Origin of the sequence: Streptomyces sp. NPDC093097 (genome assembly GCF_044754325.1) — a bacterium.
Lineage (GTDB): Bacteria > Actinomycetota > Actinomycetes > Streptomycetales > Streptomycetaceae > Streptomyces.
The window spans coordinates 61,170-84,592 of the sequence record NZ_JBIVOW010000030.1 but is presented as its reverse complement, the minus strand read 5'-3'; the positions used below and the strand labels follow the sequence as shown (position 1 = coordinate 84,592).

The 23,423-nt window shown below is 74.3% G+C and carries 19 protein-coding genes; 6 read left to right on the top strand and 13 right to left on the bottom strand.

Annotated features, from left to right (window positions below; all coding sequences use genetic code 11):
- A partial coding sequence (locus ACIQE0_RS35045; RefSeq protein WP_402339528.1) for a hypothetical protein occupies positions 1-372 on the top strand: 372 nt, incomplete at its 5' end.
- Positions 373-546: 174 nt separating this feature from the next.
- Here the strand turns inward: ACIQE0_RS35045 and ACIQE0_RS35040 are convergent.
- The gene (locus tag ACIQE0_RS35040) at positions 547-1,554 is read right to left on the bottom strand and encodes a stage II sporulation protein M (RefSeq protein WP_366338642.1); all 1,008 of its coding nucleotides are present in this window, start codon (positions 1,552-1,554) and stop codon (positions 547-549) included.
- Positions 1,555-1,707: 153 nt separating this feature from the next.
- Here ACIQE0_RS35040 and ACIQE0_RS35035 point away from each other — a divergent pair, with 153 nt between their 5' ends.
- Complete coding sequence (locus ACIQE0_RS35035) at positions 1,708-2,814, top strand: RDD family protein (RefSeq protein WP_402339525.1); 1,107 nt, start codon at positions 1,708-1,710, stop codon at positions 2,812-2,814.
- A 241-nt stretch (positions 2,815-3,055) separates the two neighbouring features.
- Here ACIQE0_RS35035 and ACIQE0_RS35030 read toward each other — a convergent pair whose 3' ends face one another.
- The 8 genes from ACIQE0_RS35030 to ACIQE0_RS34995 all read right to left on the bottom strand — a co-directional run bounded on the left by ACIQE0_RS35030 (position 3,056) and on the right by ACIQE0_RS34995 (position 11,562).
- Positions 3,056-3,670, bottom strand: a complete 615-nt coding sequence (locus ACIQE0_RS35030; protein WP_366338646.1) for a hypothetical protein — start codon at positions 3,668-3,670, stop codon at positions 3,056-3,058.
- Positions 3,671-3,832: 162 nt separating this feature from the next.
- Positions 3,833-5,290 carry an adenosylhomocysteinase gene (gene ahcY, locus ACIQE0_RS35025; protein ID WP_402339523.1) on the bottom strand — a complete coding sequence of 486 codons (1,458 nt, stop codon included), beginning with the start codon at positions 5,288-5,290 and terminating at the stop codon, positions 3,833-3,835.
- Positions 5,291-5,667: 377 nt separating this feature from the next.
- Complete coding sequence (locus ACIQE0_RS35020) at positions 5,668-6,612, bottom strand: cation diffusion facilitator family transporter (protein ID WP_366338650.1); 945 nt, start codon at positions 6,610-6,612, stop codon at positions 5,668-5,670.
- A gap of 248 nt (positions 6,613-6,860) precedes the next feature.
- On the bottom strand, positions 6,861-8,063 hold the full coding sequence (gene manA / locus ACIQE0_RS35015) for a mannose-6-phosphate isomerase, class I (protein WP_402339520.1): 1,203 nt from the start codon (positions 8,061-8,063) through the stop codon (positions 6,861-6,863).
- 72 nt (positions 8,064-8,135) lie between these two features.
- Positions 8,136-9,272 (bottom strand): SIS domain-containing protein, encoded by a 1,137-nt coding sequence (locus ACIQE0_RS35010; RefSeq protein WP_366338653.1) that lies wholly within the window; start codon positions 9,270-9,272, stop codon positions 8,136-8,138.
- Positions 9,273-9,315: 43 nt separating this feature from the next.
- Positions 9,316-9,525 (bottom strand): Trm112 family protein, encoded by a 210-nt coding sequence (locus ACIQE0_RS35005; RefSeq protein ID WP_366338655.1) that lies wholly within the window; start codon positions 9,523-9,525, stop codon positions 9,316-9,318.
- Between the two features lie 131 nt (positions 9,526-9,656).
- Positions 9,657-11,015, bottom strand: coding sequence for a phosphomannomutase/phosphoglucomutase (locus ACIQE0_RS35000; RefSeq protein ID WP_402339515.1), 1,359 nt, complete (start codon positions 11,013-11,015; stop codon positions 9,657-9,659).
- A gap of 100 nt (positions 11,016-11,115) precedes the next feature.
- Positions 11,116-11,562 (bottom strand): DUF3499 domain-containing protein, encoded by a 447-nt coding sequence (locus ACIQE0_RS34995; protein ID WP_402339513.1) that lies wholly within the window; start codon positions 11,560-11,562, stop codon positions 11,116-11,118.
- A gap of 359 nt (positions 11,563-11,921) precedes the next feature.
- Here ACIQE0_RS34995 and ACIQE0_RS34990 point away from each other — a divergent pair, with 359 nt between their 5' ends.
- Entirely contained in the window at positions 11,922-12,311 is a 390-nt protein-coding gene (locus ACIQE0_RS34990; protein ID WP_366338661.1) for a metallopeptidase family protein, read from the top strand.
- A gap of 98 nt (positions 12,312-12,409) precedes the next feature.
- Here the strand turns inward: ACIQE0_RS34990 and ACIQE0_RS34985 are convergent, their stop codons facing one another.
- The 3 genes from ACIQE0_RS34985 to ACIQE0_RS34975 form a co-directional block, all read right to left on the bottom strand.
- Positions 12,410-14,002: a DUF5719 family protein gene (locus ACIQE0_RS34985; protein WP_402339510.1), complete on the bottom strand. Its 1,593-nt coding sequence runs from the start codon at positions 14,000-14,002 to the stop codon at positions 12,410-12,412.
- Entirely contained in the window at positions 13,999-17,865 is a 3,867-nt protein-coding gene (locus ACIQE0_RS34980; protein WP_402339507.1) for a glycosyltransferase family 2 protein, read from the bottom strand. The genes ACIQE0_RS34985 and ACIQE0_RS34980 overlap by 4 nt, the downstream gene beginning before the upstream one ends.
- A 320-nt stretch (positions 17,866-18,185) precedes the next feature.
- A complete protein-coding gene (locus tag ACIQE0_RS34975) occupies positions 18,186-18,449 on the bottom strand; it encodes a WhiB family transcriptional regulator (RefSeq protein ID WP_003983763.1) in 264 nt (87 codons plus the stop codon).
- A 717-nt stretch (positions 18,450-19,166) separates the two neighbouring features.
- Between ACIQE0_RS34975 and ACIQE0_RS34970 the strand changes: the two genes are divergently transcribed.
- From ACIQE0_RS34970 to ACIQE0_RS34960, 3 genes are all read left to right on the top strand, one after another.
- Complete coding sequence (locus tag ACIQE0_RS34970) at positions 19,167-19,748, top strand: cysteine dioxygenase (protein ID WP_402339504.1); 582 nt, start codon at positions 19,167-19,169, stop codon at positions 19,746-19,748.
- A gap of 107 nt (positions 19,749-19,855) precedes the next feature.
- Positions 19,856-20,845 (top strand): 2-phospho-L-lactate transferase, encoded by a 990-nt coding sequence (cofD, locus tag ACIQE0_RS34965; RefSeq protein ID WP_366338670.1) that lies wholly within the window; start codon positions 19,856-19,858, stop codon positions 20,843-20,845.
- On the top strand, positions 20,842-22,230 hold the full coding sequence (locus ACIQE0_RS34960) for a coenzyme F420-0:L-glutamate ligase (RefSeq protein WP_402339501.1): 1,389 nt from the start codon (positions 20,842-20,844) through the stop codon (positions 22,228-22,230). The genes cofD and ACIQE0_RS34960 overlap by 4 nt, the downstream gene beginning before the upstream one ends.
- Before the next feature lie 201 nt (positions 22,231-22,431).
- Here the strand turns inward: ACIQE0_RS34960 and ACIQE0_RS34955 are convergent, their stop codons facing one another.
- Entirely contained in the window at positions 22,432-23,337 is a 906-nt protein-coding gene (locus ACIQE0_RS34955; RefSeq protein WP_366338674.1) for a DNA-3-methyladenine glycosylase 2 family protein, read from the bottom strand.
- Positions 23,338-23,423 lie beyond the last annotated feature (86 nt).

The following is a 23,423-nucleotide window of genomic DNA, read 5'->3' as shown; positions in this document are numbered from 1 at the left end:
AAGGAACGGACGCTTCCTTCGGCCACCCTCTCGGGCTTCCTCCGGGCGCTTCCCTTCGGTCTTGCGTCTCCGACTCTATCAGACCCTTTCGGCCCCGATTTTCGCCGGTGCGATCCAGCCTTTCAGCTTTCTCGCGGTTCCAACCGTACCAGATCCGTTTCCGTCTCCGGCCCCCTGTTGGAGTGGGGTTCGGCCGCTTCGCTTTCGCTTTCCGGCCTTTCCGACTTTATCAGATCTTCTTTCGTTTCCGGCCGCTCAGCAGCTGGTGCGAATTTCGCTCTGAATTACCCGTCGGAGGGGCTTGTCTTTCGACTTTCCCGACTTTATCAGAAGATGATCGACCCGAATGACCGGGCGGAACTTCTGGTGTGAGATCGGGACGCTCTGCCGTTGTGAAGATGCGGCCGGAGCGGAGATGAGACTAACCGTCGCGGTCGAACATGTCCAGTTCGTTGCAACCGTTTGAATCTACCTCCCGCCGCTACCGGTGTCAACGGGGTGCAGGGGCAAAGGTGAGATTTGCAGGTCAGAGGGGGTGTGCGTACATCAGGTGGCGGTGGGGAGGAGGGCTTCGCGGTCGGTGGAGGTGACGTCGCCGGTCTCGCCGGCGCGTACGGCGCGGCCGCCCAGGACGTAGACGTAGGTGAGGAACGCCAGCTCGGCGAGGATGCCGATGCTGATGCGGGCCCAGGTGGCGAGGCCGGAGGGGGTGACGAAGCCTTCGAGGACGCCGGAGACGAAGAGGACGGCGGCCAGGCCGATGGCGACGCCCAGGGCGGTGCGGCCCTCCTCGGACAGGGCCGTGCGGCGGGTGCGGGGCCCCGGGTCGATGACGGTCCAGCCGAGGCGGAGGCCGATGCCGGCGGCGACGAAGACGGCGGTCAGTTCGAGGAGGCCGTGCGGGAGGAGCAGGCCGAGGAAGGTGTCGAGGCGGCCGGCCGACGACATCAGGCCCAGGCCGGCGCCGAGGTTGAGCATGTTCTCGAAGAGGACCCAGAGGACGGGGAGGCCGAGGAAGGCGCCGAGGACCAGGCAGAAGGCCACGGCCTGGGCGTTGTTCGTCCATACCTGGGCGGCGAAGGCCGCGGCGGGGTGATTGGAGTAGTAGCTCTCGTACTGGCCGCCGGGGCGGGTCATCTCGCGTAGTTCCCGGGGGGCGCCGAGGGTGGACTGGATCTCCGGGTGGGTCGCTATCCACCAGGCCAGGAGGGCGGCGGCGGTGAGGGAGAGCACCGCCGTGGGGATCCACCAGTGGCGCAGGCGGTAGACGGCCGCCGGGAACGAGGTGGTGAAGAAGCGGGCGGCGTCGCGCCAGGACGCCTTGCGGGCTCCGGTGACCTTGCTGCGGGCGCGGGCCACGAGGGAGGTGAGGCGGCCGGTCAGGGCGGGGTCGGGGGCGCTGGAGAGGAGGAGGGAGAGATGGCTGGTGGTGCGTTGGTAGAGGGTGACGAGTTCGTCGGCCTCGGTGCCGGTCAGGCGGCGCTTGCGTCGTAGCAGTGCTTCCAGGCGGTCCCATTCGGCGCCGTGGGCCGTGACGAAGACATCGAGGTCCATACCGGGTCGCTCCTCGCAGCGCGGTGGGTGGGTGCCGGGCCAGCTTGGCAGACTGGCCGGGCGCGGGGCCCTGGCCTTGGGGGCGGGACCGCCGTGGGACGGGTGGGCCGCGGGGTGGTGGCCCGGGAGCAGGGGACGAGAGGGAGTGGGCGCGTGAGTCAGCTGGTGACCGGTGAAGCGGTGGTGCTCGGGCTGCGGCCGGCCAGGCTGGCGAGCCGGGGGCTGGCGGTGGTGGTCGATCTCGCGGTGGCCTGGGGGACGTACATCGCGGTGACGCTGGTAATGCTGAGTGCGGCGTCCTCGATGGACGGTGCAGTGCTGGCGGCCATCCAGGTGGCGACGTTCGTGCTGGTGCAGGTGGGGATTCCGATCGCGGTCGAGACGCTCAGCCACGGGCGGTCGTTGGGGAAGCTGATCTGCGGGCTGCGAGTGGTCCGGGAGGACGGCGGGCCGATCCGGTTCCGGCATGCGTTGGTGCGGGGCGCCCTGGGGGCCGTCGAGATCGTGATGACGATGGGGGTGCTGGCGTCGGTGGCGTCACTGGTGTCGGCGCGGGGGCGGCGGCTGGGGGACGTGTTCGCCGGGACGCTGGTGATACGGGAGCGGGTGCCCGAGACGGAGGGCGGGGGTGTGGTGCTGCCGGCGCCGCCGCCGTGGTTGGCCGGGGAGGTCGGGGCGCTCGATCTGTCGCGGGTGCCGGACGGGTGGTGGCTGGCCGTGCGGCAGTACCTGGGGCGGCTGGGCGAGTTGGATCCGCAGGCGGGTGCGGCGGTGGCCTGGCGGCTCGCCGGGGATCTGCGGGGCTTTACGGGGGCGGAGGTGCCGGCGGGAGTGGATCCGGTGGTGTATCTGGACGCGGTGGTGCGCGAGCGGCAGGGGCGGGAGTCCCGGCGGGCGTTCGGGGAGCGCGGCGTGGCGGGGGCGGTCCCGGGGGCAGCGGTCCCGGGGGTGGCATCGGCGTTGGCTTCGGGAGGGGTGCTTGGGGGTGGGGTCTCCGGGGATGAGGTCCCTGGGGGCGGGGTGCCGGTGGGTGGCGTTCCGATGGGCGCGCGGTCCGCGGGTGAGGAGGGTGCGGTTGCAGCCGGTGGGGCGTGGGTGGCGCCCGGAGGTGCGGTGGCGACGGGGCCTGCGGTGGCCGGTGGCGCGTCCGGTGGTGGTGGGGCGGCTTGGCCCGCGGGTGCGGCTGCGGGGGCGTCGGGTGACGGGCCGGGTCAGCGGGCGTCCGGCGGTGGTGGGACGGGGTTCGCGCCGCCGGCGTGAGGGGGGCGGGCCGGCCGGTGGTGGGGGCGAGGTGTCCAGCTGCCGGGCCGTCACCGTTCCGGTGAGGGTGCGGTATGGGAGGGGGTTCGCGCCGCCCGCGTGAGGAAGGCAGGAGCCGGCCGGGCGGTGGGGCCGATGTGTCCAACTGCCGGTGCCGCAGGGCGTTTTCGTTCCCCGGACGGCGTTTCTTCGGCGTCGCGTCGGCGCGCCGTACGGGCCGCGCGGCGGCGGAGGGCTCGTGTCAGGTGAACGTCGAGGGCGGCGATTCGAGGGATTCGAGTTCGATGCCGGGGGCGGCGAGGACGACGTCGCCGGCGAGGTGGACGGCGTGCTGTTCGCCGGTTTCGAGGTCGGTGACCTGGTACGCGTCGGCGATCAGCGGGGCGATGTCAGTGGCGTGTGGTGTGCTGGAGAGCAGCGCCCAGGACTGGTCGAGGGTGCGGGGGGCGAGGACGGGGGGTGTGAAGGCGACGAGGCGGACGCGGGTGGCGCCGGCGCCGACGGCGGGGCGCAGCAGACGGGCGGTGGCGACGAGGAACGCCGGGGACGCGCCGGTGAAGGCGTGGGCAGGGACGTTGCCCTCGGTGGCGTGGGTGCCGGTGGGGTCGGTGCGTACCCAGGTGACGCCGTCGAGGGCGGCGCCGCGGACCTGCCAGGCCGCGGCATGGAGTTCCAGGCGGAGGGGACGGCCGAGTTCGTCGAGGGTGAGGTCGACGGAGCCGGTGTGCTCGCCGGCGGTGTTGAGGATCTGCGAGACGTAGCGCCAGCCGGAGGGGCCGGTGGCGCAGTGGAAGTGTTCCTCGCCGAGGGGGGTGTGGTCGTGCGGGTCGTGCAGGGAGTAGTGGCCGCGGGGCATGGGAGTGCAGTCCTTGGGACGGGCAGGGTGCGGGGCGGTGCGCCGGGGGCGCGGGGGTTTCCGGGGGTTCTGCGGGCCAGGCCCCCGCCGGGAGGGCGAGGGCCTGGTGCCAGCGGCTGCTGGGGGTGCCGGATGCCGGTCCGCGGGCGGACCGGAGGCGGCTCAGTAGCGGTAGTGGTCGGGCTTGTAGGGGCCCTCGACCTTCACGCCGATGTAGTCGGCCTGCTCCTGGCGCAGGGTGGTGAGCTTGACGCCCAGCGCGTCCAGGTGGAGGCGGGCGACCTTCTCGTCCAGGTGCTTGGGCAGGACGTAGACGTCGGTCGGGTACTCCTCGGGCTTGGTGAACAGCTCGATCTGGGCCAGCGTCTGGTCCGCGAAGGAGTTGGACATCACGAACGAGGGGTGGCCGGTGGCGTTGCCGAGGTTCAGCAGGCGGCCCTCGGAGAGGACGATGATCGTCTTGCCCTCGGGGAAGGTCCAGGTGTGGACCTGCGGCTTGACCTCGTCCTTGACGACGCCGGGGATCTTGGCCAGGCCGGCCATGTCGATCTCGTTGTCGAAGTGGCCGATGTTGCCCACGATGGCCTGGTGCTTCATCTTGGCCATGTCCGAGGCCATGATGATGTCCTTGTTGCCGGTCGTGGTGACGAAGAGGTCGGCGATCTCCACGACGTCGTCGAGGGTGGCGACCTGGTAGCCGTCCATCGCGGCCTGCAGCGCGCAGATCGGGTCGATCTCGGTGACGATGACGCGGGCGCCCTGGCCGCGCAGGGATTCCGCGCAGCCCTTGCCGACGTCGCCGTAGCCGCAGACGACCGCGACCTTGCCGCCGATCAGGACGTCGGTGGCGCGGTTGATGCCGTCGACGAGGGAGTGGCGGCAGCCGTACTTGTTGTCGAACTTCGACTTGGTCACCGCGTCGTTGACGTTGATCGCCGGGAAGAGCAGGTCGCCGTCGCGCTGCATCTCGTAGAGGCGGTGGACACCGGTGGTGGTCTCCTCCGTCACGCCGCGGATCTCGGAGGCGAGCCGGGTCCACTTCTGCGGGCTCTCGGCGAGGGTGCGGTTGAGCAGCTCCAGGATGGCGGCGTGCTCTTCGCTCTCGGCGGTCTCGACGGCCGGGGCCTTGCCGGCCTTCTCGTACTCGACGCCCTTGTGGACGAGGAGGGTGGCGTCGCCACCGTCGTCGAGGATCATGTTCGGGCCGCCGGTGGGGGCGTCCGCCCAGGTCAGCGCCTGCTCAGTGCACCACCAGTACTCCTCGAGGGTCTCGCCCTTCCAGGCGAAGACCGGGATGCCCTGGGGGTTCTCGGAGGTGCCGTGGGGGCCGACGGCGATGGCCGCGGCGGCGTGGTCCTGGGTGGAGAAGATGTTGCAGGAGGCCCAGCGGACCTGTGCGCCCAGGGCGACCAGGGTCTCGATCAGCACGGCGGTCTGCACGGTCATGTGCAGCGAGCCGGTGATCCGGGCGCCCTTGAGGGGCTGCTGGTCGGCGTACTCCTTGCGGATCGCCATCAGGCCGGGCATCTCGTGCTCGGCGAGGGTGATCTCCTTGCGGCCGAAGGTGGCGAGGGAGAGGTCGGCGACCTTGAAGTCCTGGCCGGTGGCTGCTGTCGTCATACGGGCTGCTCCTCGAAGTCGAGGTCGGTCGGGCAATTCGGGCAGTCTGCGGCGCGGGTCGGGGTCCCCAGCACGAACTGGGCGCAGCCGAGCCTACGTGGAGGCCGGCGCACCTCTCCCCTTACCGCAGCGCAATCCGTCGGAGGCCCTCTCTCCCTCGGCCGGTCCGCGGTGCGGGCCGCCCGACCGCCATCAGCAGCGACGTCTGGCACTGGGGTCGAATTTACACCGCTCGGGTCCGTGGCCCCAGACCGCATGGGCGGACGCCCTCGTTGGCCGGTTCGTTGGCTTGTTCTGAGCGGCGCGGGCGGCCGCCCTGGGAGACGCGCGCGGGCCCCGCCTCCCATGGGATGGCGGGGCCCGTGGCGGGGTGCCGGTCAGCTGTCGCCGGGCTGGTGGGCCGCGGCGGCCCGCTCGTCGTAGATGTCGGGTTCGAGGTAGATGACGCGGGCGATCGGGACGGCTTCGCGGATGCGGGCCTCGGCGGCGTCTATGGCGCGGGCGACCTCGGCGGCGGTGTCGTCGTGCTGGACGGCGATCTTGGCGGCGACGAGGAGTTCCTCGGGGCCGAGGTGGAGGGTGCGCATGTGGATGACGCGGGTGACGACGTCACCGTCGACGAGCGCGGCGCGGATCTTGGCGACCTGGTCGGGGCCGGCCGCTTCGCCGAGCAGCAGGGACTTGGTCTCGGCGGCGAGGACGAGGGCGATCAGCACCAGCAGGGCGCCGATGGCCATGGTGCCGATGCCGTCCCAGATGCCGCTGCCGGTGGCGACGGTGAGGGCGACGCCGCCCAGTGCGAGGACCAGACCGATCAGGGCGCCGAAGTCCTCCAGCAGCACGACGGGGAGTTCGGGGGCCTTGGCGCGGCGGATGAACTGGATCCAGGTCTGCCGGCCGCGCAGTGCGTTGGACTCCTTTATCGCGGTGCGGAAGGAGAAGCCCTCGGCGATGACGGCGAAGAGCAGGACGCCGACCGGCCAGTACCAGTTCTCCAGGGGGTGCGGGTGCTGGATCTTCTCCCAGCCCTCGTAGAGCGCGAAGACGCCGCCGATGGTGAACAGGACGATGGAGACCAGGAAGCCGTAGATGTAGCGCTCGCGGCCGTAGCCGAAGGGGTGCTCGGCGCTGGCGGCGCGTTTGGCCTTCTTGCCGCCGAGCAGCAGCAGGCCCTGGTTGCCGGAGTCCGCGAGCGAGTGCACGCCTTCGGCCAGCATCGAGGACGAGCCACTGAAGGCGAAGGCGACGAACTTGGCTGCGGCGATCGCCAGGTTGGCGCCGAGCGCCGCAACGATCGCCTTGGTACCGCCGGATGCGCTCATGGGTGCGGCATGTCCTTCCGTAGCCGGGCTTTACCGCCTCTTTAGTGCGGTTGCGGCGGTCATTGTTGCAGCCGGGCTCGTGGGCGTAGCCGGGAGGCCGTTCCCGACGGCGGTCCCGGGGCCGCTCTGTGGACTGTCCGGCCAGGCCCTGGGCCCCCGGTCGGCACACTCCCGTCTGACGGGCGGCCGACGGGAGTGTGCCGACCGGGCCTAGTGCCGCAACAGGCGACGTTCGCCCCGTCGCGGCACTAGGCCACGACGGTGGCGCGGAAGAGGGTGCCGTCCCCGGAGGCGGTGAGGTGTTCGCCGGCGGGGGCGAAGACGGAGCCGCCGGGGGTCAGGGTCAGCTCCCGGGCGGTGCCGGTGTCGCTGGTCAGGTGCACGGCGCCGGTGGTGCAGAGCAGGATCTGCGGGGTGCGGGCGGGCAGCGGACGCGGCACGGCGCCAGGGGCCAGTACGAAGCGGGAGAGGCGGAACTCGTCGATGGGGGTGTCGTAGACCTCCTCGCCGTCGACGTCCTCGGGGCGCAGCACGCCGGCGTCGCGGGGCTCGAAGCGGACCACGCGCAGGAGTTCGGGGACGTCGACGTGCTTGGGGGTGAGGCCGCAGCGGAGCACGTTGTCGGAGTTGGCCATCAACTCGACGCCGAGGCCGCTGAGATAGGCGTGCGGGATGCCGGCGCCGAGGAAGAGGGCCTCGCCGGGCTGGAGTCGGACGTGGTTGAGGAGCAGGGCGGCGAGGACGCCGGGGTCGCCCGGGAAGTGGTGGGCGACGGTGGCGCAGGCGGCGTACGCCTCGGCGTGCGGGCCGCCCTTGGGGGCGAGGTGGCCGGCGGCGATGGCGGTGCGTTCGACGGTCTCGGCGAGGGCGTGGGGCTCGGCGCCGAGGACGGCGGTGAGCACCTCGCGCAGCGCGGACTCCTCGGGGCTGGCGCGCAATATGTCGGCGTACGGCTTGAGGTCGGCGACGTCCAGGCCCTCCAGGAGGTCGGCGGCCTCGGCGGGGTGGCGGAAGCCGCACAGGCCCTCGAAGGAGGTGAGGGCACAGATCAGCTCGGGCTTGTGGTGGGGGTCCTTGTAGTTGCGGTGCGGGGCGTCGAGGGGGACGCCGCGGGCCTCCTCGTCCGCGAAGCCCGCTTCGGCCCGGGCGCGGTCGGGGTGGACCTGGAGGGAGAGCGGGGCGCCGGCGGCGAGGACCTTGAACAGGAACGGCAGCCGCGGGCCGAAGGCACGGACGGCGTCGGCGCCCAGTGCGGCCTCGGGGTCGGCGGCGATCACGTCGGCGAGGGAGACCGGGCCGTGGCCGCGGTCGATGCGGGAGGGGGCGCCGGGGTGGGCGCCGAGCCACATCTCCGCCTGCGGTTCGCCGGTGGGCGGGACGCCGAGGAGGTCGGGGAGGGCGGTGGTGGAGCCCCAGGCGTAGGGGCGCACGGTGTTGACGAGGCGGTCCATGGGGCGACTGCTTCCTGAGGTGGCGTGGGCGGTCCGGTGGGGCGCGGGCTGGCGGGCTCCCCGGAGCCATGATCACTCGGTGCCGGCAAGCGCCAGGTAAACGGCGCCGAAATCGGCGATGGCGAGCAGCTCGGCGGCGCGCTCCAGGTCGCTGCCGGCGGTCGGCTCCAGCGCGCTCAGGGGGGTGTCGCGCTCGTCGGCGAGCTGCTGGGCGGCGCGGGTGGCGGAGAGCGCACCCGGTTCGTCCTCGCGGAGCAGGACGATCCGCGCGTGCAGGGCGGCGGGCTGTTCGACGCGGTCGCGGAAGAAGTCGTCCGGGTCGGCGCCGGCGGCCAGCGCGCCGGCGAGCAGGGTGCGATGGGTGGTCAGCGCCTCGGGGAGCTCGGCGGCGAGGGCGGGGCGGCCGGCGAGGCCGGCGAGCTCGGTGGCGAAGTGGCGGCCGACGGCGCCGGCGAGCGGTCCCTCGGTCCAGATCAGCGGGAGCGCGTCGGCGAGGTCGGCGGCGAGGGTCTTGCCGGGGTTGGTGTAGGTGGGGATGGCCGGGCCGCAGCGTTCGGCGACCTCGTCGAGGCGGTCGGCGAGCTTGCCGACGGCGTCCGCGGGGGCGCTGATCAGGCCGATCCGGTCGGCGAGCACCAGCAGCGGGATGAGGACGGACCAGAGGGTGCCGGGGGCGGCGGGCGGGGCGCCCTCGACGTCGAACTCGGCGTCGTAGGCGGTGGTGGCCAGCGGGACGGCCAGACCGCGGGCCTGGACGACGGCATCGGCGAGCGGACCGCCGGCGGGGGTGACGGCGACGACCGCGCAGCCGCGGCGGTAGGACTGCTCGACGAGTTCGGCGAGGCCGGGGTCGGCGGCGTCGGGGCCGGCGACGAGGAGGAGGTCGAGCGGGCCGGCCCAGCCGGGGAGGGTCCAGCGCAGCGCGCCGGGGACGGGGGCGACGCCGGTGGGCTGGATGAGGCTGACCGGGCTGGTGCCGCCGCTGAGGGCGTGCAGCAGGTCGGCGACGCCGGCGGCGGCCGGTCCGGGGCCGGCGACCAGGACGGCGCGCGGGCGTCCGTCGGGGGTCAGCTCGGGGATGCCGGACTCGGCGGCGCTGCGGGCGGCGGTGCGGACCCGGGCACCGGACTCGGCGACGCCGCGCAGCAGGCCGAAGCGGTCGGCGCCGGCCAGCGCCTCGGGAGTGTCGAGGAGTGACTCGTCGAGCATGGTGGCGCGGCCTCCGATCGCCGGTGGGCGGGGTGGTGCCGGATCAGGCGGGACGGCGGGCCTCGTCGACGAGGAGCACCGGGATGTCGTCGCGGATCGGGTAGGCCAGGCCGCAGTCGGCGGAGGTGCAGACCAGCTCGGCGTCAGATCCCGGACCCGAAGGGTCTCCGTGGGCGGCCGGGGTGCGCTCCTCCAGCGGGGCGTGGCAGGCCGGGCAGGCGAGGATCTGGATCAGACTGGCTTCGACCGGCATCGGGGCTCCTTCGGCGTGGTTGCGGCGTGGCCAGCGTACCGCCGGTGCGGGGGGCGGGGCTTGCCCGGAGGGGGTTTGGGCAGGTGGGAGGGCCGGGTGCGGCCGGCCCTCCGCTGCCGGTCGGCGGCGGGTCAGCCGCGGATGATCGCCAGTGCCTCGTCGCGGATCCGCTCGACGGTGGCCCGGTCGCGGGCCTCGGCGTTGAGGCGGAGCAGCGGCTCGGTGTTGGAGGGGCGGACGTTGAACCACCAGTCGGCGGCGGTGACGGTGAGGCCGTCGAGCTCGTCGAGGGCGATGCCGTCGCGGCCTTCGTAGGCGGCCTTGAGGGCGGCGAGGCGGCCGGCCTGGTCGTCGACGGTGCTGTTGATCTCGCCGGAGGCGGCGTAGCGGTCGTACTGGGCGACGAGCTGCGACAGCGGGCCGGCCTGTTCGCCGAGGGCGGCCAGGACGTGGAGGGCGGCGAGCATGCCGGTGTCGGCGTTCCAGAAGTTGCGGAAGTAGTAGTGCGCGGAGTGCTCGCCGCCGAAGATGGCGCCGGTGCGGGCCATCTCGGCCTTGATGAAGGAGTGGCCGACGCGGGTGCGGACGGGGGCGCCGCCGTGCTCCTTGACGACCTCCGGGACGGACCAGGAGGTGATGCAGTTGTGGATGACGGTGCCGCCGGGGTGCTTGGCCAGTTCGCGGGCGGCGACCAGGGCGGTGATCGCGGACGGGGAGACCGGGTCGCCGTTCTCGTCGACGACGAAGCAGCGGTCGGCGTCGCCGTCGAAGGCCAGGCCGAGGTCGGCGCCGACCTCGCGGACCCGCTGCTGGAGGTCGACGATGTTCTTCGGGTCGAGCGGGTTGGCCTCGTGGTTCGGGAAGGAGCCGTCCAGCTCGAAGTAGAGGGCGTCGAGGTCGAGAGGCAGGCCCTCGAAGACGGTGGGGACGGTGTGGCCGCCCATGCCGTTGCCGGCGTCCACCACGACCTTCAGGGGGCGGACGGCGGTGAGGTCCACCAGGGAGCGCAGGTGGGCGGCGTAGTCGGCGAGGACGTCGCGCCGGCCGACGGTGCCGGGCCGGGCGGCCGGCTCGGGGGCGCCCTCGTCGGCCCAGCGCTCGACCAGGGCGCGGATCTCGGCGAGGCCGGTGTCCTGGCCCACGGGGGCGGCGCCGGCCCGGCACATCTTGATGCCGTTGTACTGGGCCGGGTTGTGCGAGGCGGTGAACATCGCGCCGGGCAGGCCGAGGGCGCCGCTGGCGTAGTAGAGCTCGTCGGTGGAGCACAGGCCGATCTCGGTGACGTCCGCGCCGCGGGCGGCCGCGCCGCGGGCGAAGGCGCGGGACAGGCCCGGCGAGGAGGGCCGCATGTCATGCCCGATGACGATCGCGTCGGCGTCGGTGACCTCGACGAAGGCCGCGCCGAAGCGCTCGGCCAGGGCCTCGTCCCACTGGTCGGGGACCACACCGCGCACGTCGTACGCCTTCACGATCTGTGACAGGTCAGTCACGCCAGCCTCCTCAGGTCGCCTACGGGGAGTCACAAACCTACCCGTACGTTCTGCACGGAGGTCATGAACGAGCCGTGCACAGAGGTGGGCGGGCCGGTGATCAGGAGTCGGGCGAACGCAGGATCCTCAGGTGGCCGCGGCGGGCGACCTCCATGGGGTGGCCGTCGCGGCCGGTGGGGGCGGGGGTCTCGGCGCCGCCGACGGCGCGCTCCTGGGGACGGGCGGCCTCGCGGACGGCGTTGGCCAGCGCTTCGAGGTCGTCGCCACTGGGGCGGGCCGGTCCGGGGTCGATGGCGAGGCGGACGACCTCCCAGCCACGGGGGGCGGTCAGCCGCTCGGAGTGCTCGGCGCACAGGTCGTAGCAGTGCGGCTCGGCGTAGGTGGCGAGCGGTCCGAGCACGGCGGTCGAATCCGCATAGACGTACGTCAGCGTTGCGACGGCGGGGCGGCCGCACGCAGTGCGCGAACAGCGACGTACAGGGCTCACGACGTTGGACGGTACCGCACTCTTGAGCGGGCCGCGACGACTCTCCCCCGGCTCACCCAACCGTGTCGTCCCGCTTCGTCCGATGCGTCTGACCTGCACCCCCCGGCCGGGCACCGCCCGGGACGGGGTCCCGGGAGCCGCGCGGAGGGCGGAAATCCGGGGCAATCCCGGCGGAACCCCGTCCAGGAGTGGCGCAATTCCTGTCATTCTGCGCCGTCTGCTGGGAGTTGAGCGATCCGATGCGGGGCGGCAAACGGACCGAACCGGGTCCGGTCCGGTCAGCCGGCGACAAGTGGCGAGTTGTCGCACAACGCCGTACCGCTCGTCGCCGGAAGGCTACGCTCGATCTGATGGACAGCCCCGTACCTCCCCGTCCTGCGGAACCGCGGCCCCGCCGCCGCGACCGCCACGGCCGTGGCATGCGCGGCCCGATCGCCCCGCCCCAGGTGCCGCTGTCGGTGACCCGCGGCGATGCGTTCGCCGATCTCGTCTACGACTCCCGGGACCGGCTGGAGCGGCACTGGCCGCAGCTGGCGCAGGTCGACTTCCTGGTGCTGGAGGTGCCGGGGTTCGGACCGGACGGCGGGCCGGAGCAGCTCGTGGAGGACGAGGGCGTGCCGCTGGGCCGGGTGCTGCCGGCCGGCGACGGATATCGCGACCGGATCGTGATCTACCGCAGGCCGGTGGAGATCCGGACGAAGGGCCGCGACGAGCGGGCGCTGCTGGTGCACGAGGTCGTCGTCGAGCAGGTCGCCGAGCTGCTGGGGCTGGCGCCGGAGTCGGTGGACCCGCGCTACGGGCAGGAGTGAGCCGGCAGCGCGGGGCCGGGAGGCGCCGGGCCTGACGCGAGGTGCCCGCCGCACCGCGGCGCCCTTGAAGAGCGGTGGCCGGGCGGCGGGCGGGCGCGTCAGCGGGTGAGCAGGGACAGGTCCTGGCCGGCGGTCGGGACGAGCACCGAACCGCGGTCGTCGGGCAGCGGCTGGATGGTGAAGGCGGGCACCCCGCCCTGCGGCAGCGCCAGCGTCCGGGCGGCGTGGACCGGGCCGCTGCCGGACTGCGGCTCGACGGTCAGCGCGTAGGAGCCCTTGAGGCCCGACGGCTGCGGCGGCTGGACGGCGAGAGTGGTGCCGCCCCGGACCGTGTACGTCTTGGTGGCCGCGGTGCCGCCGTCGCTGCCGGCCGACGCGGTGACCTTGACCTTGGCGTCCTTGCCCTTCTCGGGCGCGACCAGGGTCAGCGTGCTGCCCTTGGCGCGGTTGTCGGCGGCGGTGCCGCGCGCCTCGATCGGCCGGGTCGCCGGGATGAAGGCCATCTCCCGCTTGTCGCCCTTGCCGCGGACCACCCGCAGCGCCGCGGTGACCGGCACGCCGGAACCGCCGTCGCTGGGGGTCAGCACCAGCGAGCCGGGCTCGCCCTTGGTGACGTCCTTGAGGTCGACGGTGGCCGTCATCCCGCTCTTGACGTGCAGGCTGTCGAGGCCGGCGGGGGTGATCAGGCCGGTCGGGGTGGCCAGTTGGACCTTGAGGTCGGCGTCGGCGTCGCCGGGGGCGATCGCGACCAGCTGGACGTCGGTGGCGTCGGCCGGGATGCCGGGGAGGACGGCCTCGGGGGCCGGGTCGGCGGCGGGCGGCAGCCAGTCGCCACCGGTGTCGGCGTCGGCGGCCTGGACGGCCGCGCCGATCCGCCCGGAGCGGGCGGTGACATGCAGCGCGGCGCCGTCGGCGGAGCCGCCGGTGAGGGTGGAGAGCAGCACCGGGACGGTGGTGTGCGGCGGCACGGTGATGTCCTCGCCGCCCCCGCTGTCCGTGAGCGAGCCGTCCTTGCCGCGCAGGTCGAGGTCCACGACGGCCGGGACCGGGTCGGGGTTGGTGAGGTGGACGTAGTCGGTGCGACCGGTGGCGGTGCTGACGCCGGGGAACCAGAACTGGGTGTCCGGGGCGGTGCAGCTCAGGCCCTGGAGGCCGCGGCCGGCGCCGGCGGCGATGCTGGTGGTCTGCTGGACGGTCCAGCCGGGGGCCAGCACGCCGTCGGCGGAGCCGGTCAGGGCGGGCGCGTCGGCGCTGTCGGTGCGCGCGGTGACCGGCTTCCCGGCCGCCTGGAGGGGCACCACGGGCTTGCTGTCGGCCGGCGGGACGGTCGTCTGTGCCCCACCGGAGTCCGCCGCGCCGCCCTTCCCCTTGCCCTTGGCGTCCTTCCCGCCCTTGCCGGCCGGGTTGCCGTGGCTGTCGGCGACCGTGCCGGTCGGCAGGAGCTGGGCGGTGCCCTTCTTGGTGTCCGCGCCGGCCGCGGCGCCCGAGGGCGCGAACGCGGTGTAGGTGGTGTCGGCGACCTCCGAGGAGCTGGGCGCCGGACACACCAGCGTGGACCGCTGGACGGGCAGCCGGGAGCCGCCCGCGGGGGCCTTCGTACCGCCCTCGCCGGGGGCCGCGACCGCGGCGACGCCGGTGACCGCGGCCAGCGCGGCGACCGCGGCGGTCAGGGACAGGATGGTGCGCTTCACTGCTGGTCGCTCCCGTCACGGCGCGGCTCGGGGAAGGCGCCGGGGTACGTCGTGCCGTCGTAGGGCTGCGGGTGCTGCGGGTGCTGCGGGTGCTGCGGGTGCTGCGGGTGCTGCTGTTCCGCACCGGCGTCGGGGTAGGCCGGCTGCTGCTGGCCGGCGTAGCCGTACGGGTCGTAGGCGCCCGCCTGGTAGGGGTCGGCCGGGTAGCCGCCGGGCTGGTAGGCGCCCGCCTGGTACGGGTCGGCCGGGGCGTACGGCTGCTGCTGACCGCCGTACTGGCCGGCCTGGTACGGGTCGGCGACCGGGTCCGGGGCGGTCTGCCGGTCCTCGTAGGAGGGCTGCGGCGGGACCGCGGCGTACGGGTCGGCGGCCGGGACCGCGGCGTACGGGTCGGTGTACGGGGCGGCGTCCGGGACCGGCGGGGCGGCCGGGGGCGGCTCTTCGGTGCGGGCGGCCGGGATGTCGGCGGCCGGTGCGGCGGTGCCGGCGGCCTCGGCCTGGGCGCGCAGCCGGCGGGCCCGGCGGCCCTCCCCCGCGACCGGTGCGGCGGCGACGGCGACCTCGGGCGCCTCCTCGGGCAGGTCGTCGTCGACCTCCCGGCGGCTGCCGGGCAGCGCCATCACGACCAGGACCAGCGCGAGCAGGCCCTGGGTCCACAGCCAGAAGGTGTGGCCGAAGGAGCCGTCGTGGCTCAGGTCGAGCCGGCCGCCGTCGGACGGCAGCTGGAAGCCCTGGGCCCAGCCGTCGACGGTGACGGGCTTGAGGGGGGTGCCGTTGAGGGAGGCGTGCCAGCCGTCGTCGGCGGCGTCGGCGATCCGCAGGACGCGACCGGCGGGTCCCGCGGGCACCTTGGCGGTGTGCGCCTGGACCGGTCCGGCCGGTACGGGGACGGGGGCGACGGCGTCGCCGGCGGCGGTGCCCTCCTTGGTCTGGCCGGGCACGATCGCGATCCGCGAGACGCGCTGGTCGACCCGCCACAGGGCGCTGCCGTCCTCCTGGCTGAGCCGGGTCAGGCCGGGCGTGGCGTCCAGGACGCGGCCCATCTCGCGCGGGGCGCCCTTGCGGACCAGGATGTAGCGGATCGCGTAGCCGCCGAGCCGGTCGGTCTGGTCGGCGCCGGAGCCGGCGACGAGGTGGGCGACGACGCCGTCCAGGCGGGCGTCCGGGCCGGCCTCGGCGGCCAGGTCGGCGTCCCCGAGCCGGGCTCCGGAGCCGCGCACGAGGGAGTAGTCGACGTGGCCGGGGGTGCCGTCCAGGACGAGGGTGCGGGCCCGGTCGGTGGTGGTGGACTCCTCGGCGACGAACGCCGGGACCTGGGTGGCGTCCCGCCGCTGCAACGGGCCGTCGGCACCGGTGATCATCCAGCTGGCGGCCGCGTAGAGCGGGGCGAGCAGGCAGGCCACCCCGATCAGCGCGGCGGCCGGCTGCTTCCAGCCGAAGCCGAGCGCGGTCATCCGGGTGCGGATGCCCTCGGCGCCGACCGCGGCCGCGCACAGCAGCGCCAGACCGTAGACGAGCGCGGCCGGGCCGGTCCAGCCGGAGCCGTTGCCGAGCGCCGCGCACAGCAGCCCGGTCAGGGCCACCGCCCAGGCGGTGCGGATCGCGGTCTGCCGCTCGTCGCGCAGGGTCGCGCCGAGGGCGGCCAGCACGATGCCGAGCAGCAGCACGCCGCCGACGGCCTTGGGGCCGCCGGGGCTGATCCCGACGAGGTCGAGGACGGAGGCGGAGCCGGCGCCGTAGTCGAGGCCCGCTTCGCGGAAGAACTGCGCCGGGTGCGAGAGCAGCGACAGCGACCAGGGCGCCAGCACCACCAACGGGGCGAGCGCCACGGCCAGGAAGCGCAGCAGGTAGGGCACCAGGAGCCCGCGGTTCCCGTCCAGGGCCCGCAGCACCAGCAGCACCACGCCGAGCAGGACCGCGATCGGCCAGACGATCGGGGTGAACGCGGCGGTGACGGTGACCAGCAGCGCGTACGCCCAGGCGGCGCGCCAGCTGGGCCGGGTGCCGGCGGAGAGCCGCAGTCCGCCGGCGGCGACCGCGGCGCGGGCCATCAGCGGCAGCAGCACGGCCAGGACGGCGGTGCCCAGGCGGCCGCCGGCGAGCGCGCCGGTGGCGGCGGGCAGGAAGGCGTAGGCGATGCTGCCCCAGGCCCGCAGCAGCCGGGAGGCGACCAGCGGGCGGGAGGCGAAGTAGGCGGTGAGGCCGGCCAGTGGGACCGAGCAGACCAGCAGCAGGGTCAGGGTGAAGCCGGTGCTGCCCAGGAAGAGCGTGGAGAGCGCGGCGAGCACGGCCAGGTAGGGCGGTGCGGAGGCGGTGGTGCCGACGCCGACCGGGTGCCAGCCGTCGACGTACGACGACCACAGGGCGCCGAGGCCGCCGGGCGCGGGCAGCAGCGCGCCGCCGACGAGCGAGCCGCTGCCGAGCAGCTCGCGGCAGGCGGTCAGCGAGACGACCAGCAGCAGGAGGAAGAGCATCGGCGCGGGCCGGCGGGCGATCCGCTTGAGCCGCGCGAACTGCTCGATCTCCAGGTAGTCGGCGTCGTCCCCGCCGGGCCCGGACTCGACGGCGCCGTGCCGGCCGGCGGAGGCGACGTCGGGGGCGGCCCGGCCGGCGAGGTTGCCGGCGATCTGTTCGGCGGTGGCGCGGACGGTGGCGCCGGGCGGCGGGAAGAGCGACCGCAGTTCGCCGGCGTCGACCGCCGGTTTCCCGCGCCGTTTGCGGGCGGCGAGGATCTTCCCCGGCCGCAGCAACGTGCCGAAGAGGCCGGCGAGTTCGTCCAGTGCCTGCCCGGGGACCTTGCCGACGAGGTAGGCGACGACCCGCAGCAGCGTGCCGACCAGCAGCCGCACCAGGGTGTACGGGACCAGCGCGCCGCGGGTGTTGGCGAGCAGGGTGTAGACGGCACCGGCCTTGTCGACGCGGTGCGGAGTGACACCGCGCAGCGCGAAGCGCTTCGACGAGGGGTGGCGGTCGGACGACGGGCGGGCGACGCTGCGGCCGACGCAGTCGATCGGCCGGCGCTCGCGGGCCGCGGCCTCGGCGTGCCGCAGCACGGCGTCGGGGGCGACCAGGACCTGGTGGCCGGCGGCCTGGGCGCGCCAGCACAGGTCGACGTCGTCACGCATCAGCGGCAGCCGGCGGTCGAAGCCGCCCAACTGCTCGTAGACGTCGCGGCGGATGAGCATGCCGGCGGTGGAGACGGACAGCACGGGGCGGACCTGGTCGTGCTGGCCCTGGTCCTGTTCGCGGCGGTCCAGGCCGGTCCAACGGCGGCCGCTGCGGGCGATGCTGACGCCGGCTTCGAGCAGCTGCCGGCGGTCGTACCAGCTGCGCAGCTTGGGGCCGACGATGACGGCGGACGGGCTGGCGTCGGCGACCCGCAGCAGTTCGGCGAGGGCGTCGGGGGCGGGCGCGCAGTCGTCGTGCAGCAGCCACAGCCACTGGACCGGCTCCCCGTGCGGGAGTTCCGGCATGTCGTAGGCGTCGTCGCGCCAGGTGCGGCTGACCGGGTCCCAGCCGCTGGGGCGGCGCAGGTAGGGCAGCTCGTCGGGGCCGAGGGCGGGGGCGGTGCGGACGGCCTCCTCGACGGCGGTGCCGAACCCGGAGCGGCGGGCGAGGTGGAGCACGCGGTCGTCGCCGATCGCCTCGGCCAGCAGCCGGGCGGAGTCGTCCGCGCTACCGGTGTCGGCGCCGATGACGTTCTGCACCGGGCGCTCCTGGCCGAGCAGTCCGGCGAGCGCATCGGGCAGCCAGCGGCCGCCGTCGTGCGAGACGATCACGGCGGTGACGACGTGCCGCGGGAACTCTGGTGTGGCGGCTGCATAGGGGGCGGCCTGGGCCGCCGACTGGCTGTGCAAGGACATCGAGGTACGGGCCCTCCGGACCCGGGAGTCCGGGGCCCTGGGCGAAGTCGCTGAAAGGCCCCCGCCCCCGGAAGACACTGCGACGGACTACGAGGGACACGCGCACCCCGCTCCGGCGGCGCGGGCGTGTCTCGGACGGGCCCCCACACTAATGGTTCGCGACGGAGCACCGATCGTCTCCATAGACAGCAAACCGCCTCCGGCGGACTGAGCGCGGGAGGCGGTGCGTTCGCTATAGGGGGATATGGGGAGTTGGGGAGGTGCGGCGGTGTGGTCGACACGGCCGCGGACTGCCGGTGCGGGGGGCTTGACGGTCACGGTCAGACGGCGGCCTTCTTCAGGCGGCGGCGCTCGCGCTCGGACAGACCGCCCCAGATACCGAAGCGTTCGTCGTTGGCGAGGGCGTACTCGAGGCACTCGGACCGGACTTCGCAGGCGAGGCAGACCTTCTTGGCCTCGCGGGTGGAGCCACCCTTCTCCGGGAAGAAGGACTCGGGGTCGGTCTGGGCGCACAGTGCGCGCTCCTGCCAGCCGAGCTCCTCGTCCGCCTCCTCGACCAGCAATTCCTGGAACAGCTCGGTCATGTGCGCCCCTCGTCTGTCTTTACGTCCCCGTGATCAAGCCGTGATCGAATTCGGCTGAACGACACGAGTGAAATTACAAGTGTGCTGATCCGGGCCAGTCAAGCCGAGATCTGCTATTGGGCCTCTTATTCACTCTGCGGAACCAAGCCTATGCGGAAAGTGTTCAAATCATCCAAAACCAGGACACTTCCCAGGGCGGTCGGCCCTCGGCTTCTTTCTCGCCGAGTGAGACGTCGACGGACGCCCCGTCCGTTGCACTTCCGGGCGACGGAGCGGGGAAGATCACAGCCGGATCACAGGAGCGCAACGGCGGCCGCGGCACGGTCGCTGGTCCGCTTCTCCTCGCCGGGATCTGCACAAACCTTTCTCCGAACGGAGTAACCGGAAGAGGTGAACGGTGTCCGCCTTCCTGGACCCCGTTTGACAGCGGACCGCCGCCCCGTGTCTCCTTGTCCGCATGCCAGCGACCTCCGCGCACCGACTGACCCGTTCCTACGGGTCGCTCTGCGCCGTGCAGGCCCGCTGTCGCTGTTCCAGCTGTCGTAGCCACTGAGCTCCAGCCCGCCGCGCTCGCACCATCCCGCCGGCGCACCCGCTCCATCGCGACCACCGCACCGCGCCCCCACAAGGAACGGCGCGCGCCGTGCCGCACCCTTCCGCGCCCCGCTTCCGCTGGGCCCCCGCGCGCCACCCCGCACTCCGCCGAGGAACCCGTCCATGAACAGCGACGTCCAGATCGCCGGCGACCCGCTCGCCCTCCCCCACCTGCTGCCGCCCGTCCCCGCCCACCCCACCACCGTCGCCGGCTTCGCGGGCCTGGCCCGCTCGATCGCCGCCGACCGCGCCGCCTGGGCCCCGCTGGTCCGCTACGACGCCACCACCCGCTGGTACCACCGGCTGCGCACGGTTCCCCAAGCTCTCGACTCCGTTCGGGCGGGGGGACCCCCGTCCGCGGGGGAGACCCCCATCGGCTACGAGGTGTGGCTGCTGAGCTGGCTGCCCGGGCAGGGCAGCGGCCGGCACGACCACGGCCCGTCCTCGGGCGTACTGACCCTCCTGGAAGGCGAGTTGACCGAGCACGCGCCGGGCGGACCGCGCCGTCTGACCGCCGGCACCCAGCGGGTCTTCGCCCCCGGCTACGTCCACGAGGTCGTCAATGACGCGCTGACGCCGGCCGTCAGCCTGCACGTCTACTTCCCCGGGCTGACCGAGATGCCGATGCGGCCGCGGGCCGGCCTCCGCTCCGCCGGAGAGGTCCCCGGCGCACCGGACGCCGCCCAGGAGCCGGCGGCCAACTGACGCCCCGCGCCCCGCGATCCGCCCGCCACCGCGCATCGTCCGGCAGCCCGCCCGTCGTCCGGCCACCGCCCTCATGGGCTCGGCCCGCGGCTGACAGACTGAGGGACATGCGCATTGTGGTTCTGGCCGGCGGTATCGGCGGCGCCCGCTTCCTGCGGGGACTGAAGGCAGCGGCTCCGGAAGCGGACATCACCGTCATCGGCAACACCGGTGACGACATCCACCTGTTCGGGCTGAAGGTGTGTCCCGACCTCGACACCGTGATGTACACGCTCGGCGGCGGCATCAACGAGGAGCAGGGCTGGGGACGGACGGACGAGACGTTCCGGGTGAAGGAGGAGCTGGCCGCGTACGGCGTCGGACCGGAGTGGTTCGGGCTGGGCGACCGGGACTTCGCCACCCACATCGTGCGGACCCAGATGCTGGGCGCCGGCTATCCGCTGAGCGCCGTCACCGAGGCGCTGTGCGACCGCTGGCAGCCCGGCGTGCGGCTGCTGCCGATGTCCGACGACCGCGTCGAGACCCATGTGGCGATCGAGGGCGAGGACGGCGAGCGCAAGGCGGTGCACTTCCAGGAGTACTGGGTGCGGATGCGGGCCTCGGTGCCGGCGCTGGCCGTGGTGCCGGTCGGCGCCGAGCAGGCCAAGCCGGCGCCCGGGGTGCTGGAGGCCCTCGCCGCGGCCGACGTGATCCTCTTCCCGCCGTCCAACCCGGTCGTCAGCGTCGGCACGATCCTGGCCGTGCCCGGCATCCGGGAGGCCGTCGCGAAGGCCGCGGCGCCGGTGGTCGGGCTGTCGCCGATCGTCGGGGACGCGCCGGTGCGCGGGATGGCCGACAAGGTGCTGGAGGCGGTCGGGGTGGAGTCCACCGCGGCGGCGGTGGCCAAGCACTACGGCGGAGCGGAGCGACGTCCTGCGGAGGGCGGGGCAGGGCTGCTGGACGGGTGGCTGGTGGACGACGTGGACGCGGGGGCGGTGGCCGACGTCGAGGCGGCGGGCATCCGCTGCCGGGCGGTGCCGCTGATGATGACGGACCTGGACGCGACCGCCGCGATGGCCCGCGAGGCGCTGGCGCTCGCCGCGGAGGTGCGGGCATGACCGGGGCGGCTGCGGAGCCCGGGTACCGGGTGTGGGCGCTGCCGGGCATCCCCGAGGTGCGGCCGGGCGACGACCTCGTCAAGCTGATCGCCGCGGCGGCGACCGCCGAGGGCGCGACTGCCCTGGCCGACGGCGACGTGCTGGTGGTCACCTCGAAGATCGTCAGCAAGGCCGAGGGGCGGATCCTTGAGGCCGCCGACCGCGAGGCGGCGATCGACGCCGAGACGGTGCGGGTGGTCGCCCGCCGCGGCACCCTGCGGATCGTGGAGAACCCCCAGGGCCTGGTGATGGCCGCGGCCGGCGTGGACGCCTCCAACACCCCTTCCGGAACGGTGCTGTTGCTGCCCGAGGACTCGGACGCCTCGGCCCGCGCGCTGCGGACCGGACTGCGCGAGACGCTCGGGGTGAACGTCGGCGTGCTCATCAGCGACACCTTCGGGCGGCCCTGGCGGAGCGGTCTGACCGACGTCGCCATCGGGGCGGCCGGGGTGCGGGTGCTGGACGACCTGCGCGGCGGCACCGACGCGCACGGCAACCCGCTCAGCGCCACCATCATCGCCACCGCGGACGAACTGACCGCCGCCGGCGACCTGGTGAAGGGCAAGGCGACCGCGCTGCCGGTGGCGGTGGTGCGCGGACTGCCGCACGTCGTGCGGGAGGCGGACGCGGAGACGGAGGCGGACACCGGCGCCGTTCCGGGCGAGGACGGGGACGGGGACGAGGGCGATCCCGGGGCCCGGGCGCTGGTGCGGGACGCCGCGAGCGACATGTTCCGGCTGGGCACCTCCGAGGCCGTACGGGAGGCGGTGACGCTGCGCCGCACGGTCCGGGAGTTCACCGACGCCCCGGTGGATCCGGGCGCGGTGCGGCGTGCGGTGGCGGCGGCGGTGACCGCGCCGGCGCCGCACCACACCACGCCGTGGCGGTTCGTCCTGCTGGAGTCGGCGGAGTCCCGGACCCGGTTGCTGGACGCGATGCGGGACGCCTGGGTGGCCGATCTGCGCGCGGACGGGAAGTCGGAGGAGTCCATCGCCAAGCGGGTGCGGCGCGGCGACGTGCTGCGCAACGCGCCGTACCTGGCGGTGCCGTGCATGGTGCTGGACGGGGCGCACGCCTATCCGGACGCGCGGCGCGGTGCCGCCGAACGCGAGATGTTCGTCGTCGCCCACGGCGCGGGCATCCAGAACTTCCTGGTGGCGCTGGCCGGCGAGCGGCTGGGGTCGGCGTGGATCTCCTCGACGATGTTCTGCCGGGACGTGGTCCGGGAGGTGCTGGAACTGCCGGCGGAGTGGGAGCCGATGGGGGCGGTGGCCATCGGAACCCCGGCCTCCGCGCCGGGCGCCCGGCCGCCCCGGCCGGCCGACGACTTCCTCGTCGTCCGCTGAGGTTCTTCGCCGTCCGAGGGGGTTTCCTCGCCGTCGCGGGGATCTCCTCGCCGTCGAGGGGGTTTCCTCGTCGGACGCCGGGGCCGCGGTCTCGTTCCGCGGCCCCGGCGAGGCCGGTGAGCCGGAGAGCTCGGTGAGGCCGGTGAGCCCGCCGCGTCCGGTCTGTCCGGTGACGGGTCGTCACGGCGGCGTCGGCCGGGGTCACAGCCGGGCGATGTCGCCCACCGGGAAGCGCGGGGCGCGGCGCGGCGGGACCAGGCCGGAGAGCAGGATCAGCCGGGCTGCGCGGTGCCGCTGGCCCTCGTAGGGCGCGAGGAGCTCCAGCATCTCCTCGTCGGTCGAGCCGCGGCGGCCGGTGAGCGCATAGCCGATGATGTTCGGCAGGTGCAGGTCGCCGACGGTGATCGCGTCGGCGGCGCCCTGGGCGCGCTGGAGGGTCTCGGCGGCCGTCCAGGGGCCGATGCCCGGTATCGCCGTCAGCCGGCGGATCGCGTCGGGGAGGTCCATCCGCGCGGCCTCCTCCATACGGGCCGCGACCCGCACCGCGCGCACGATCGCCGACGACCGCTTGGCGTCGACGCCCGCGCGGTGCCACTCCCAGGACGGGATCAGCGCCCAGCCGCGCGGGTCGGGCATCACCCGCAGCCGGTCCCAGGGGCCGGGGGCGGGCGTGCCGTGCCGCTGGAGCAGCAGCCGCCAGGCGCGGTACGCCTCGTCGCTGGTGACCTTCTGCTCCAGGACCGACGGGATCAGCGACTCCAGGACCAGGCCGGTGCGGGCGAGCCGGACGCCGGGGTGGCGGCGGCGCGCCTCGTGGACGACGCGGTGCCGGGGGGTCAGCTCCTCCGGGTCGTCGCCCTCCCCCAGCAGCGCCGGCAGATGCTCCAGCAGCCACTGCGCGCCCGGGCCCCAGGCCGTCGCCGCGACCGCGCCCTCGGCGGGGCGGGCGGCCAGGCGCAGCGTGCCGGGGCCGGCGGGCGTGCGGCAGGCGCGCCAGATCTCGTCGCCGCGGACCGCGAACGCGGGGTCGCCGGGGCCCCGGCGCAGCACCCCGAGGGTGCGGTGCAGGTCGTACGGGCCGGGCGGGACCCAGGTGCGGGCGGGCATGCCGCCAGGTTAGGCGATCGGGGCGGGCCCGGGCCGGGGCCTGTGGACAGCGCGGGGGCGGGCCGTGCGCGGGGCTCTCAGGCGGT